This window comes from Pseudomonas sp. NPDC087814 (assembly GCF_044742865.1).
In the GTDB taxonomy this organism is placed as follows: Bacteria; Pseudomonadota; Gammaproteobacteria; order Pseudomonadales; family Pseudomonadaceae; genus Aquipseudomonas.
Genome location: NZ_JBIUVK010000013.1, coordinates 133,568 through 146,351 on the forward strand (window position 1 = coordinate 133,568; position 12,784 = coordinate 146,351).

Here is a 12,784-nt window from a genome sequence, read left to right on the forward strand (position 1 = left end):
CAACGTGCCGCAACGGTTTATTGTGTCACTCAGATAGCTCTATGATGGGGTTCGTCCGGGAAGTTGAGAGACAGCGCATGCCTTTACCGTCCATGAAAGAACAATTCGCCGCGCTGATTGCCGCGCCTTCGGTCAGTTGTACCCAGGCATCTCTCGACCAATCCAACCGCCCGGTCATCGATTTGCTCGCCACCTGGCTGGCAGACCTGGGCTTTGCCTGCGACATCCAGCAGGTCAGCCCCGGTAAATTCAACCTGTTGGCCAGTTTCGGCACCGGCCCTGGCGGCCTGGTGTTGGCGGGCCACAGTGACACCGTGCCGTACGACGGCGCCCTATGGCAGACCGATCCGCTCAAGCTGACGGAAGTCGACGGCCGCTGGGTAGGACTGGGCAGCTGTGACATGAAGGGCTTTTTCGCCCTGGTGATCGAAGCCGTCCAGCCGTTGCTCGACCAGCCTTTCAAGCAGCCGCTGCTGATTCTTGCTACCTGCGATGAAGAAAGCTCCATGGCCGGTGCTCGTGCACTGGCCGAGGCGGGTCGTCCCTTGGGCCGTGCGGCGGTGATCGGTGAACCCACCGGCCTCAAGCCCATCCGCTTGCACAAGGGCGTAATGATGGAGCGCATCGATATCCTCGGGCGCAGCGGCCATTCGTCGGACCCAAGCCTGGGCCACAGCGCCCTCGAAGCCATGCACGACGCCATTGGCGAACTGCGTGGCCTGCGCCTGGCCTGGCAGCGCGAATACCGCAATCCGCAGTTCAGCGTGCCGCAGCCGACCATGAACTTCGGCTGCATCCACGGTGGCGACAACCCCAACCGCATCTGCGGCCAATGCTCCCTGGAATTCGACCTGCGGCCCCTGCCGGGCATGGATCCCCAGGTGCTGCGCGCTGCCATCCGGCAGAAGCTCGAACCCTTGGCCGAGCGCCATCAGGTGAAGATCGACTACGCGCCGCTGTTCCCCGAAGTGCCGCCGTTCGAGCAGACCGAGGATGCAGAGTTGGTGCGGGTAGCTGAACGACTTACCGGTCATCGCGCCGAAGCAGTGGCGTTCGGCACCGAAGCGCCTTATCTTCAGCGCCTTGGTTGCGAGACCCTGGTGCTTGGCCCTGGCGATATCGCCTGCGCCCACCAGCCAGGCGAGTACCTTGAAATGTCACGCTTGACGCCTACAGTGCGTCTATTGCGTGAACTGATTCAACATTACTGCCTGACACCTGCATAAATTAACCCCTGCCCATCCGTACATAGAAGGAGAGCGAGCGTGTCGCCAAGCCTGTTCCGACGATAACCAACAGCCCGCTGTGCGTTTTTGCGATTCATCCTTTTTTGGCTGCTTTTTATTACAGGCCCAGGTTTTTATGCCCGAATACGTCAATTGGCTTCGTCACGCTTCGCCTTACATCAATGCCCACCGGGATTGCACCTTTGTCGTCATGCTGCCGGGCGATGGTGTAGAGCACCCGAACTTCGGCAATATCGTCCACGACCTGGTGCTGCTCCACAGCCTGGGCGTGCGACTGGTGCTGGTCCACGGTTCGCGCCCGCAAATTGAAACCCGCCTCGCCGCCCGCGGCCTGACCCCGGCTTACCATGAAGGCTTGCGCATCACCGATGCCGCAACCCTGGAGTGTGTGATCGACGCGGTCGGCCATCTGCGTATCGCCATCGAAGCGCGGTTGTCGATGGACATGGCGTCCTCGCCGATGCAGGGCTCGCGCCTGCGTGTGGCCAGCGGCAACCTGGTGACGGCGCGCCCGATCGGTGTGCTTGAAGGCGTCGACTATCACCACACCGGCGAAGTGCGCCGGGTCGACCGCAAGGGCATCAACCGCCTGCTGGACGAGCGCTCCATCGTGCTGCTGTCGCCGCTGGGCTACTCGCCTACCGGCGAAATCTTCAACCTCGCCTGTGAAGACGTCGCCACCCGCGCGGCCATCGACCTGGGCGCGGACAAGTTGCTGCTGTTCGGTGCCGATCTCGGCCTGATCGATGAGCACGGCCGCCTGGTGCGTGAATTGCGGCCGCAACAGGTGCCCGCGCACCTGCAACGCCTGGGCAACAACTACCAGGCCGAATTGCTGGACGCGGCCGCCGAGGCTTGCCGGGGCGGCGTAGGGCGCAGCCACATTGTCAGTTATGCCGAAGACGGCGCCTTGCTGACCGAGCTGTTCACCCGGGATGGCGGCGGTACGCTGGTGGCCCAGGAACAGTTCGAACTGGTGCGCGAAGCGGCGATTGAAGACGTCGGCGGGTTGCTGGACCTGATCAGCCCGCTGGAAGAGCAGGGGATTCTGGTGCGTCGTTCCCGGGAAGTGCTGGAGCGGGAAATCGAGCAGTTCAGCGTGGTGGAACGTGAAGGCATGATCATCGCCTGTGCGGCGCTGTATCAGATCGCCGACTCCGACGCAGGGGAGCTGGCGTGCCTGGCCGTGAACCCGGAGTACCGCCATGGCGGTCGCGGTGACGAACTGCTGGAGCGCATCGAGACCCGTGCCCGGGCCCAGGGTTTGAAGACGCTCTTCGTGCTGACGACCCGTACCGCCCACTGGTTCCGCGAACGTGGTTTTGTGCCGAGCACGGTGGATCGCCTGCCGTCGGCGCGGGCGTCGTTATACAACTATCAGCGTAATTCGAAGATTTTCGAAAAGGCGTTGTAAGGCTAAGGGGCGAGGGGGCAATCCTCTCGCCTGTCACTTTGGCGAGTCGTGCTCCTCGGCGGACGCATCGGCCCTGAACACAGGGTTTGCCAATTTATACATATAACTGACATCAAAGTGACATTATCACCGGGTACGGTGAGGTGGATTGCTGGGACGGCAGAAAAGTTTCATCGATACAAAAACTGTAACAAATTGACGGAATGATGTGCGTTTGGCCATGATGGCGTCGCGTTTTTGATCGTGAGTGACGTATGACCCCGTTTGGTCAACACAAAACGATCTAAAAAAGCGCAAAGACATACTCTTTCGGAAAACGCTTATGGAGCGGCATCGCCTGTCGGCTTGACCGTCCCATGGAAAGCGTTATTCCTGAATGGTATGAAAAAGGACGAAACAATTCTTTTTGGGTGTATGAAAAACTCATTACCCTGCAAGGACCAAATTAACTGCGGTTAGACGAAAGTAGTAGACACACAAGGTTACGATTGACTTGTCAGTCACTATCCGGTGCTAATCGCGCATCTGTGGATCGAGGGCGTCAGACCCGAGACCTAAGAAATACAAAAATTAGAAATGAGAGGAGCGGTACATGAAGAAGTCAACATTGGCGTTGGCCGTAGCTTTGGGGGCAATCGCCCAACAAGCAGGCGCCGCTGGTTTTATCGATGACAGCAAGATCACGCTGGGCGTACGTAACTTTTACATCAACACCGACAACCGCGATCTGAAGCCATCGGCTACCTCGAACACCCGCAGCAAAAACGCTGAATGGGGTCAGGGTTTCGACCTGCGTTTCATCTCGGGTTTTACCCAAGGTACTGTGGGCTTCGGTCTTGACGCCATCGGCCTGTACGGCGTGCGTCTGGATTCCAGCCGCGCTGATCACGGTAACTACACTGGTACTGCTTCCGGCGGCACCGTGTTCCCAAGTGATGGCAACAAGGCCGTTCACGATTTCGCCAGCCTGGGCGTGACCGGTAAGGTCAAGATCTCCCAAACCGTGCTGAAGATCGGTACCTTGCAGCCGAACAACCCGGTGATCAAGACCAACGACGGTCGTCTGTTGCCACAAACCTTCCAGGGCGGCGAGATCTCTTCGAACGAGTTCAAGGACCTGACCCTGACTGCTGGTCAGATCGAGCACTCCAAAGGCCGTAACTCCAGCAACAATGAAGGTCTGTCCCTGGCCGGTGCCAACGGCAGCTCGAACTACGACGCTGGTAACTTCGTCAACAAGTTCTACTACGCCGGTGCTGACTACAAAATCAACAAAGACCTGACCGCTTCGTACTACTTCGGCGAGCTGAAGGATTTCTACTCTCAGAACTTCCTGGGCCTGGTCCACAACTGGGCGATCGGTCCTGGCGTCCTGAAAAGTGACCTGCGCTACTACCGCAGCCGTGACAACGGTGCCAACGGTGATACTGCCGGTTACTACACCTCCGGCTACTACTCGGATCATCCGACCAACGCCACCAAGGTCAAAGGTAAGGTCGACAACGACCTGTACAGCTACCTGGCGCTGTACTCGGTTGCCGGTCACACCTTCGGTGCTGGCTACCAGTACACCAAGGGCGACAGCGACTTCCCTTGGCTGAACCAAGGTGACGGCTCGTCGAACAGCACCATCACCGACATGCAAATCCAGAAGTTTGCCCGTGCTGGCGAACGTACCTGGCAAGCTCGCTACGCCTATGACTTCGCCAAGATCGGCGTACCTGGCCTGACTGCCGGTGTGGTTTACCTCAAAGGTAGCAACATCGACACCACCGTCGGCGAGCGTAACGAGTGGGAACGCGACCTGACCCTGGCTTACGTTGTTCCAGAAGGTCCGCTGAAAAACCTGGGCGTTGCCTGGAAAAACGCGATGTGGCGTACCGACCTGGCGAACACCCGTTCCCAGGACGAAAACCGCGTAATCCTCAGCTACACCTACGCGTTCAAGTAAGAGCGTAAAACCTTGCCCGGCGCAATGCCGGGCAGGGTGCTTTACTTTTCAAGCCGGGCTCAACCCCCGCAAGCCCGTCCTGAACCCCTCTTTGTACAGCGTCTCAAGGCCTTCTCGAACCTTGAAGCGGATGTTGATCCACGCCCGTTGCCAAGTCCAATGAACAGATTTTTAATATTCCTTTATCGTCTAGATAAATCGATATTTATTCTTTTTAAATAATCCGCGACACAGGCACAGTGGGCTCCATAAGCACTCATCAGGAGCCACACCATGAGCCTCAGACTGGGCGACATCGCCCCCGACTTTGAACAGGATTCCAGCGCCGGCAAGATTCGCTTCCACGAGTGGCTGGGCGATAGCTGGGGCGTGCTGTTTTCCCACCCGGCGGACTTCACCCCGGTGTGCACCACCGAGCTGGGTTTCACCGCCAAGCTCAAGGATGAATTCGCCAAGCGGGGCGTCAAGGCCATTGCGCTGTCGGTGGACCCGGTGGACTCCCACCACAAGTGGATCGAAGACATCAACGAAACCCAGAACACCATCGTCAACTTCCCGATCCTGGCCGACGCTGACCGCAAGGTCTCCGACCTGTACGACCTGATCCACCCGAATGCCAGTGACACCCTTACCGTGCGTTCGCTGTTCGTGATTGATCCGAACAAAAAGATTCGCCTGACCATCACCTACCCGGCCAGCACCGGTCGCAACTTCCACGAAATCCTGCGGGTGATCGACTCGCTGCAACTGACCGACAACCACAAAGTCGCGACCCCGGCCAACTGGCAGGACGGTGACGAAGTGGTGATAGTGCCGTCGCTCAAGGACGAGGAAGAGATCAAGAAACGCTTTCCGAAGGGTTACCGGGCGGTGAAGCCGTACCTGCGGCTCACCCCTCAACCGAATCGCTGACACACAACCACATGTGGGAGCGGGCTTGCTCGCGAATGCGCACTGTCAGTTGATGCATCTTTGAATGACACACCGCTTTCGCGAGCAAGCCCGCTCCCACACTTGCGCGCATTTCAAGTCTCACATAGCAGGGGTTTTAAGGCCGTTTCGACGGCCTTTTTTTATGCCTGCGATTTAGTCGGCAGCATATGCATTTAAAGAATAAACAAATGAAAAAATAAGATTTATAGATATATAAATTGGCTGATATGGTCTGTCCCATCTTGGCGCCATCGCCACATAGCGAACCGCCGACACTTTCCAAAGGAATTTCCTACATGCTGGTCGTAACACTTGGTGGTAGCCCCAGCCAACGTTCCCGGTCCGGGGTCTTGCTGGATCACACCCGCAACTGGTTGCAGCAACAAGGCGTGGAAGTGGTGAGTTATCAGATACGGGACTTCCCGGCCGAAGACTTGCTGCACGCGCGGTTCGATAGCCCGAAAATCATCGACCTATTGCAGCAAGTGGCGAACGCCGATGGCCTGGTGATTGCCACGCCGGTGTACAAGGCTTCGTTTTCCGGCGCGCTGAAAACCATCCTCGACCTGCTGCCTGAACGCGCCCTGGCCCACAAAATAGTGTTGCCGATGGCCACCGGCGGCAGCATCGCCCACATGCTCGCGGTGGACTACGCGCTGAAGCCGGTGCTGTCGGCATTGAAAGCCCAGGAATTGCTCCACGGGATTTTCGCCGAAGACAGCCAGATCGCCTACGGCGAAGGCAGCGCCCAGGCGCAACTGGTGCCGGTGCTGGAACAGCGCTTGAGCGAGGCTTTGGAGACGTTCTACAGCGCCATGGCCCGCCGCCCGAAACCCCTTGACCCCAATGTGTTGAATGAACGTTTGTTGAGTGCTCGCTGGAGCATTTAAGCCTTACCCAGCTTTACCTGAATTCGACAAGTACTACTCACCTTACTCAGCCGCCAACGGCCAAGCAGGTGCAGCCAACCCCCTAATCGTATATTTGGAGAGAGCGCCATGCGCACTGTCATCTTGCGTCGTGGTCTGGTCGCACTGTTTGCTGCGGCTGTGTCCTTCGGCGCCATCGTTCAAGCCCAGGCCGCCGAAACCTTGCGGATCGGCTATCAGAAATACGGCACCCTGGTGCTGCTCAAGGCCAAGGGCTCGCTGGAAAAGCGCCTGGCCGAGCAGGGCGTGCAAGTGCAGTGGACCGAGTTTCCCGGCGGCCCGCAGCTGCTGGAAGGATTGAACGTAGGCTCCATCGACTTCGGCGTGACGGGTGAAACCCCGCCAGTGTTCGCCCAGGCTGCCGGTGCCGATCTGCTCTACGTCGCCTATGAACCGCCGGCGCCTACCAGCGAAGCGATCCTGGTACCGAAAGACTCGCCGATCAAATCGGTGCAAGACCTCAAGGGCAAGAAAGTCGTCCTCAATAAAGGCTCCAACGTGCATTACCTGCTGGTACGTGCCCTGGAAGATGCCGGCCTGAAATACACCGACGTGCAGACCGTGTTCCTGCCGCCCGCCGATGCCCGCGCCGCGTTCGAGCGTGGCAGCGTCGATGCCTGGGTGATCTGGGACCCGTACCAGGCAGCCGCCGAGAAGCAACTGCAAGCCCGCACCCTGCGTGACGGCACCGGCATTGCCGACAACCATCAGTTCTACCTGGCCACCAAGCCGTACGCCGAAAAACACCCTGAAGTGATCAAGACGCTGGTGGAAGAAGTCCGCGCCGTGGGCGAATGGTCCAAGGCCAACCCGGAACAAGTCACCGAACAAGTTGCTCCGCTGCTGGGCCTGCCGGCTGACATCACCCTGACCTCGGTAAAACGCCAGGGCTACGGTGCGCAGTTCCTGACGCCTGAAGTGATCGCGGCGCAGCAGAAAATCGCCGACAGCTTCTACCAACTCAAATTGATCCCCAAACCCTTGAGCATCAAGGACGTGATCTGGACACCACCTGCCGCCGTTGCCAAAGCGCCGTAATCCGACTTCTTCAGGAGACAACTCCATGAGCCTCAATATTTTCTGGTTTCTGCCTACCCACGGCGACGGCCATTACCTTGGCACCGCCGAAGGCGCTCGCGCCGTAGACCACGGTTATCTGCAGCAAGTGGCCCAGGCGGCCGACCGCCTTGGCTTCGGCGGGGTACTGATCCCCACCGGCCGCTCCTGCGAGGATTCGTGGCTGGTGGCGGCGTCGCTGATCCCGGTGACCCAACGCTTGAAATTCCTTGTCGCGCTGCGCCCCGGGATCATTTCCCCGACGGTGGCTGCGCGTCAGGCCGCGACCCTGGATCGTCTGTCCGGCGGCCGCGCGTTGTTCAACCTGGTGACCGGTGGAGACCCGGATGAATTGGCCGGCGACGGTTTGTTCCTGAGCCATGAAGAGCGTTACCAGGCGTCGGTGGAGTTCACCCGCATCTGGCGCCGCGTACTGGAAGGCGAGACCGTCGATTACGACGGCCAGCACATCAGCGTCAAAGGCGCCAAGTTGCTCTATCCGCCGATCCAGCAACCGCGTCCGCCGCTGTATTTCGGTGGCTCTTCCGAAGCGGCCCAGGACCTGGCAGCCGAACAAGTGGAAATGGTCCTGACCTGGGGCGAGCCACCGGCCGCGGTGGCGGAAAAGATTGCACAGGTTCGCGCCAAGGCCGCCAAGCTCGGACGTACCCTGCGCTTCGGCATTCGCCTGCATGTGATCGTGCGTGAAACCAACGCCGAAGCCTGGCAGGCCGCCGACAAACTGATCTCCCACGTGGACGATGAAACCATCGCCCGCGCCCAGGCGTCGTTGTCGCGCTTTGATTCCGTAGGCCAGCAACGCATGGCCGCCTTGCACGGCGGCAGTCGCGACAACCTGGAAGTCAGCCCCAACCTGTGGGCGGGCGTAGGCCTGGTACGCGGTGGCGCCGGCACGGCACTGGTGGGCGATGGCCCGACCGTGGCCGCGCGGGTGAAGGAATACGCGGACCTCGGTATCGACACCTTTATCTTCTCCGGCTATCCACACCTGGAAGAGTCGTATCGCGTAGCGGAGTTGCTGTTCCCGCATCTGGACATCGAGCGTCCCGAGTTGCCGAAAGGCGCCGGCTACGTCAGCCCGTTCGGCGAAATGGTCGCCAACGACATTCTTCCCAAAGCTGCGTCCCAGAGCTGAGGCGCCGCCATGAACCTTGAAAAGTTAAGTCATCGATTGGCGCCCTGGGCGCTGCCGATCCTGTTGCTGGCGGTATGGCAGCTGTCCGTCTCGGCCGGCTGGTTGTCGACGCGCATTCTGCCGGCACCCAGCGCGGTGATCGAAGCGGGTGTCAGCCTGGTGCGCAGCGGCGAAATCTGGACCCACCTGGCCATCAGCGGCTGGCGTGCGGGCCTGGGCTTTGTGATCGGCGGCAGCATCGGCCTGACCCTGGGTTTTATTACCGGCCTGTCGACCTGGGGTGAACGCCTGCTGGACAGCTCGGTGCAGATGATCCGCAACGTGCCGCACCTGGCGCTGATCCCGCTGGTGATCCTGTGGTTCGGCATCGACGAGACGGCGAAGATATTCCTGGTCGCCCTCGGCACGCTGTTCCCGATCTATCTCAATACTTACCACGGCATCCGCAACGTCGACCCGGCGCTGGTGGAAATGGCCCGCAGTTATGGCCTGTCCGGTTTCAGCCTGTTTCGTCAAGTGATTTTGCCGGGCGCCTTGCCTTCGATTCTGGTGGGCGTGCGCTTCGCGCTGGGCTTTATGTGGCTGACGTTGATCGTCGCGGAAACCATCTCCGCCAGTTCCGGTATCGGCTACCTGGCGATGAACGCCCGGGAATTCCTGCAGACCGACGTGGTGGTTCTGGCGATCGTGCTTTACGCGGTCCTCGGCAAGCTGGCAGACCTGGCGGCGCGAGGCCTGGAGCGAGTCTGGCTGCGCTGGCACCCGGCTTATCAAGTGAATAAAGGAGGTGCGGCATGACCGCTCAACAACCTCCACGCCTGCTGCGGGGCATTCCCCTGGCAGTGCGCAAGTTGCGCAAGGCTTTCGGTTCGCGGGAAGTGCTGAAGGAAATCGACCTGCATATTCCTGCCGGTCAATTCGTGGCGGTCGTGGGCCGCAGTGGCTGCGGCAAAAGTACCTTGCTGCGCCTGCTGGCCGGGCTGGACAAAGCCAGCGGCGGCGAACTGCTCGCCGGCTCCGCGCCGCTGAGCGAAGCGATTGAAGACACGCGGTTGATGTTCCAGGAAGCGCGCCTGCTGCCGTGGAAAAAGATCATCGACAACGTGGGCCTTGGCCTCAAGGGCAACTGGCGCCCGCAGGCACTGGAAGCGCTGGAAGCGGTCGGCCTGGCCGAGCGCGCCAATGAGTGGCCGGCGGCGTTGTCCGGTGGCCAGAAGCAGCGCGTGGCCCTGGCCCGCGCCCTGATCCACCAACCGCGCCTGTTGCTGCTGGACGAACCGCTGGGGGCGCTGGATGCCCTGACCCGGATCGAGATGCAGCAACTGATCGAGAACCTCTGGCAGAAGCACGGCTTCACCGTGTTGCTGGTGACCCACGACGTCAGCGAAGCCGTGGCCATTGCCGACCGGGTGATTTTGATCGAAGACGGCGAAATCGGCCTCGACCTGCACGTGGAACTCCCACGTCCGCGGGTGCGTGGCTCCCACCGCCTGGCGGCACTGGAAACCGAAGTGCTTAACCGTGTGTTGTCGCTGCCCGGCACCCCGCCGGAACCCGAACCTGTTTCACCGCTGCCTACGCAATTGCGTTGGGCTCAATAACTCACTTGTCTTACACAGGAAGAACGACCATGACTATCAAAGCCATCAACGTGCGTAACCAGTTCAAAGGCACCATCAAGGAAATCGTCGAAGGCGACGTGCTGTCGGAAATCGACGTACAGACCGCGTCCGGCATCGTCACTTCCGTGATCACCACCCGCTCGGTGAAAGAGCTGGAACTGGTGATCGGCAGTGAAGTGATTGCCTTCGTGAAATCCACCGAGGTGTCGATCGCCAAGTTGTGATCAATGGTTCGCACAAACCCCGAAGGTGAAAGCCTGTCGGGGTTTTTGTCGTTCTCAAGATTGCTTTCGCGAGCAAGCCCGCTCCCACATTTGACCGAGTTCTACCTTTGGAATACGGTCGAATGTGGGAGCGGGCTTGCTCGCGAAGAGGCCCGGACAGGCAACAAAAAATCAGAGCGCAGCCACCCGCTTGGGCAAGAACCCCGGCAGATAAAGCCCCACATACGCATCAAACACCCGCATGCCTTCCTCGGCCATGCGCGGGGTGATTTGCCCATGCTGATGCACCGAGCGCGCGTAGACGCGGTCGCTCAGTTCCAGGGCCAGGGCAAACACGTCGACATCGGCGGGCAGGCTCGGCACCTCGAAGTGCCGGTTGAACACCTCAAACATCAGGTTTCCCAGCTCCAGGTCGTGCTGGCGGTCGGCCTGTGTCACTTCGGTCAACCCGTGCTGGGCCAGGATCAATTGGCGGGCGGCGGCGTCGTTGCTGTAGATGCTGAGCATGCGCTGCTCCACCACGCAGGACAGGTCGCGCCAGTGCTTGAGTGAATCATGATCGATGGGCGCCTGAATGGCCGCGCGAAAGGCCGCATGAACGTCAGCGGTCAGCGCCTCCAGCAACGCCGGCACGCTGGCGAAGAAGTGATACACCGATGACGGTGGAATCTGCGCCCGCTCGGCCACGCTGTAGATCGACAGGCTGGCCACGCCTTCGGCGGCCAGCAAGGTGCGGGCGGCATCGAGGATCGCGTCGATCCGGGCCTGGCTGCGGGCGCGGGGTTTGCGAGGAGTGGCAGGGCGATTCATTGAAGTCTCCTACAGGGCAGCGGGCATTGTACGCAGAGCCACTGGATGATCCATACCCTGTGGCGAGGGAGCTTGCTCCCGCTGGACTGCGCAGCAGGCCCAAGACCTGCACCTCGGTTCCGCCTGAAAGAACCCGGTGTTCTTATTGGGGCTGCTTCGCAGCCCGGCGGGAGCAGGCTCCCTCGCCACAACAGCCATAAAAAAACGCCGTAGGCCAAAGGCCTGCGGCGTTCTTTTTAGCCCGGCAACCGCTTACACGGTATGCAGGTACCAGTTGTACTCAAGGTCGGAGATGGAGTGTTCGAACTCCTCCAGCTCACTTTCCTTACAGGCGACGAAGATATCGATGTATTTAGGATCGATGTACTTGGCCATCACCTCGCTGTCGTCCAACTCGCGCAGGGCATCACGCAGGTTGTTCGGCAGGCTCTGTTCGTTCTGCTCGTAGCTGTTGCCTTCCACCGGTGCGCCAGGCTCGATCTTGTTGGTCAGGCCGTGATGCACGCCCGCCAATACCGAAGCCATCAGCAGGTAAGGGTTGGCATCAGCCCCGGCCACACGGTGTTCGATACGTACGGCGTCGGACGAGCCGGTCGGTACGCGAATCGCCACGGTGCGGTTATCCAGGCCCCAGCACGGCGAGTTCGGCACGTAGAACTGTGCGCCGAAACGACGGTAGGAGTTGACGTTAGGGCACAGGAACGCCATTTGGGCGGGTAGGGTCTCCAGCACACCGCCGATCGCGTGACGCAATGCGGCGTTCTGCTCGGGATCCTCGCTGGCAAAGATGTTCTTGCCGTCCTTGTCCAGGATCGAAATGTGCACGTGTAGGCCGTTGCCTGCCTGGCCCGGGTAAGGCTTGGCCATGAAGGTGGTGTCCATCTCATGGTCGTAGGCGATGTTCTTGATCAAGCGCTTGAGCAGTACCGCGTAGTCGCAGGCCTTTATAGGGTCGGCAACGTGGTGCAGGTTCACTTCGAACTGCGCCGGGGCACTTTCCTTGACGATGGCGTCGGCAGGGATGCCTTGCTCTTTTGCACCTTCCAGAATGTCCTGGAGGCAGTCGACGTATTCGTCGAGGTCGTCGATCAGGTAGACCTGTGTCGAGTGCGGGCGTTTGCCGGAGATCGGCGAGCGGGGCGGTTGTGGCCGGCCATTCACGTTCTCCTGGTCAATCAGGTAGAACTCCAGCTCGAATGCGGCGCAGATGGTCAGACCGAGGTCGTCAAATTTGCTTACAACTTGGCGGAGTACTTCGCGAGGATCGGCGAAGAAAGGTTCACCTTCGAGTTCGTGCATGGTCATCAGCAGTTGCGCGGTTGGGCGCTTTTGCCAGGGTTCATTGCACAGGGTGTCGGGGATGGGATAACAGATTCTGTCTGCATCAACGATGTCCAGACCCAGGCCGGTGCTTTCCACCGTTGAGCCGTTGATATCCAGGG

At 60.0% G+C, this 12,784-nt stretch carries 12 protein-coding genes; 10 read left to right on the forward strand and 2 right to left on the reverse strand.

Annotation, left to right across the window (positions count from 1 at the left end; genetic code table 11):
• Window positions 1–77: 77 nt before the first annotated feature.
• The 10 genes from argE (at window position 78) to ACIOMR_RS13295 (ending at window position 10,532) form a co-directional block, all read left to right on the forward strand.
• On the forward strand, window positions 78–1,226 hold the full coding sequence (gene argE, locus ACIOMR_RS13250; RefSeq protein WP_102370129.1) for an acetylornithine deacetylase: 1,149 nt from the start codon (window positions 78–80) through the stop codon (window positions 1,224–1,226).
• A gap of 136 nt (window positions 1,227–1,362) precedes the next feature.
• Complete coding sequence (gene argA, locus ACIOMR_RS13255; protein ID WP_003213914.1) at window positions 1,363–2,661, forward strand: amino-acid N-acetyltransferase; 1,299 nt, start codon at window positions 1,363–1,365, stop codon at window positions 2,659–2,661.
• A 592-nt stretch (window positions 2,662–3,253) separates the two neighbouring features.
• Window positions 3,254–4,612 (forward strand): OprD family porin, encoded by a 1,359-nt coding sequence (locus ACIOMR_RS13260; RefSeq protein WP_003213912.1) that lies wholly within the window; start codon window positions 3,254–3,256, stop codon window positions 4,610–4,612.
• Between the two features lie 273 nt (window positions 4,613–4,885).
• Window positions 4,886–5,524, forward strand: coding sequence for a peroxiredoxin (locus ACIOMR_RS13265; RefSeq protein ID WP_003213910.1), 639 nt, complete (start codon window positions 4,886–4,888; stop codon window positions 5,522–5,524).
• A gap of 317 nt (window positions 5,525–5,841) precedes the next feature.
• Entirely contained in the window at window positions 5,842–6,435 is a 594-nt protein-coding gene (gene ssuE / locus ACIOMR_RS13270; protein ID WP_003213909.1) for an NADPH-dependent FMN reductase, read from the forward strand.
• A gap of 108 nt (window positions 6,436–6,543) precedes the next feature.
• Window positions 6,544–7,512 (forward strand): sulfonate ABC transporter substrate-binding protein, encoded by a 969-nt coding sequence (locus ACIOMR_RS13275; protein ID WP_003213907.1) that lies wholly within the window; start codon window positions 6,544–6,546, stop codon window positions 7,510–7,512.
• Between the two features lie 25 nt (window positions 7,513–7,537).
• Window positions 7,538–8,686, forward strand: coding sequence for an FMNH2-dependent alkanesulfonate monooxygenase (gene ssuD / locus ACIOMR_RS13280; protein ID WP_003213905.1), 1,149 nt, complete (start codon window positions 7,538–7,540; stop codon window positions 8,684–8,686).
• 9 nt (window positions 8,687–8,695) lie between these two features.
• Window positions 8,696–9,484 (forward strand): aliphatic sulfonate ABC transporter permease SsuC, encoded by a 789-nt coding sequence (gene ssuC / locus ACIOMR_RS13285; protein WP_008438905.1) that lies wholly within the window; start codon window positions 8,696–8,698, stop codon window positions 9,482–9,484.
• A complete protein-coding gene (gene ssuB, locus ACIOMR_RS13290) occupies window positions 9,481–10,287 on the forward strand; it encodes an aliphatic sulfonates ABC transporter ATP-binding protein (RefSeq protein WP_003213901.1) in 807 nt (268 codons plus the stop codon). Before ssuC ends, ssuB begins: the two co-directional genes overlap by 4 nt.
• Before the next feature lie 29 nt (window positions 10,288–10,316).
• A complete protein-coding gene (locus ACIOMR_RS13295; RefSeq protein WP_003213899.1) occupies window positions 10,317–10,532 on the forward strand; it encodes a molybdopterin-binding protein in 216 nt (71 codons plus the stop codon).
• A 171-nt stretch (window positions 10,533–10,703) separates the two neighbouring features.
• On the opposite strand, the gene ACIOMR_RS13300 is transcribed toward ACIOMR_RS13295, so the two are convergent.
• Together ACIOMR_RS13300 and ACIOMR_RS13305 are read right to left on the reverse strand one after the other, a co-directional pair.
• Window positions 10,704–11,342, reverse strand: coding sequence for a TetR/AcrR family transcriptional regulator (locus ACIOMR_RS13300; RefSeq protein WP_008438907.1), 639 nt, complete (start codon window positions 11,340–11,342; stop codon window positions 10,704–10,706).
• 252 nt (window positions 11,343–11,594) lie between these two features.
• Window positions 11,595–12,784, reverse strand: a 1,190-nt coding sequence (locus tag ACIOMR_RS13305) for a glutamine synthetase family protein (RefSeq protein WP_401194550.1), incomplete at its 5' end; no start/stop codon positions are given.

Bases quoted from the DNA above. Each gene is read 5' to 3' on its own strand.
- argE (WP_102370129.1), top strand. From the start codon at position 78: ATGCCTTTACCGTCCATGAAAGAACAATTCGCCGCGCTGATTGCCGCG.
- argA (WP_003213914.1), top strand. From the start codon at position 1,363: ATGCCCGAATACGTCAATTGGCTTCGTCACGCTTCGCCTTACATCAAT.
- ACIOMR_RS13260 (WP_003213912.1), top strand. From the start codon at position 3,254: ATGAAGAAGTCAACATTGGCGTTGGCCGTAGCTTTGGGGGCAATCGCC.
- ACIOMR_RS13265 (WP_003213910.1), top strand. From the start codon at position 4,886: ATGAGCCTCAGACTGGGCGACATCGCCCCCGACTTTGAACAGGATTCC.
- ssuE (WP_003213909.1), top strand. From the start codon at position 5,842: ATGCTGGTCGTAACACTTGGTGGTAGCCCCAGCCAACGTTCCCGGTCC.
- ACIOMR_RS13275 (WP_003213907.1), top strand. From the start codon at position 6,544: ATGCGCACTGTCATCTTGCGTCGTGGTCTGGTCGCACTGTTTGCTGCG.
- ssuD (WP_003213905.1), top strand. From the start codon at position 7,538: ATGAGCCTCAATATTTTCTGGTTTCTGCCTACCCACGGCGACGGCCAT.
- ssuC (WP_008438905.1), top strand. From the start codon at position 8,696: ATGAACCTTGAAAAGTTAAGTCATCGATTGGCGCCCTGGGCGCTGCCG.
- ssuB (WP_003213901.1), top strand. From the start codon at position 9,481: ATGACCGCTCAACAACCTCCACGCCTGCTGCGGGGCATTCCCCTGGCA.
- ACIOMR_RS13295 (WP_003213899.1), top strand. From the start codon at position 10,317: ATGACTATCAAAGCCATCAACGTGCGTAACCAGTTCAAAGGCACCATC.
- ACIOMR_RS13300 (WP_008438907.1), bottom strand. From the start codon at position 11,342: ATGAATCGCCCTGCCACTCCTCGCAAACCCCGCGCCCGCAGCCAGGCC.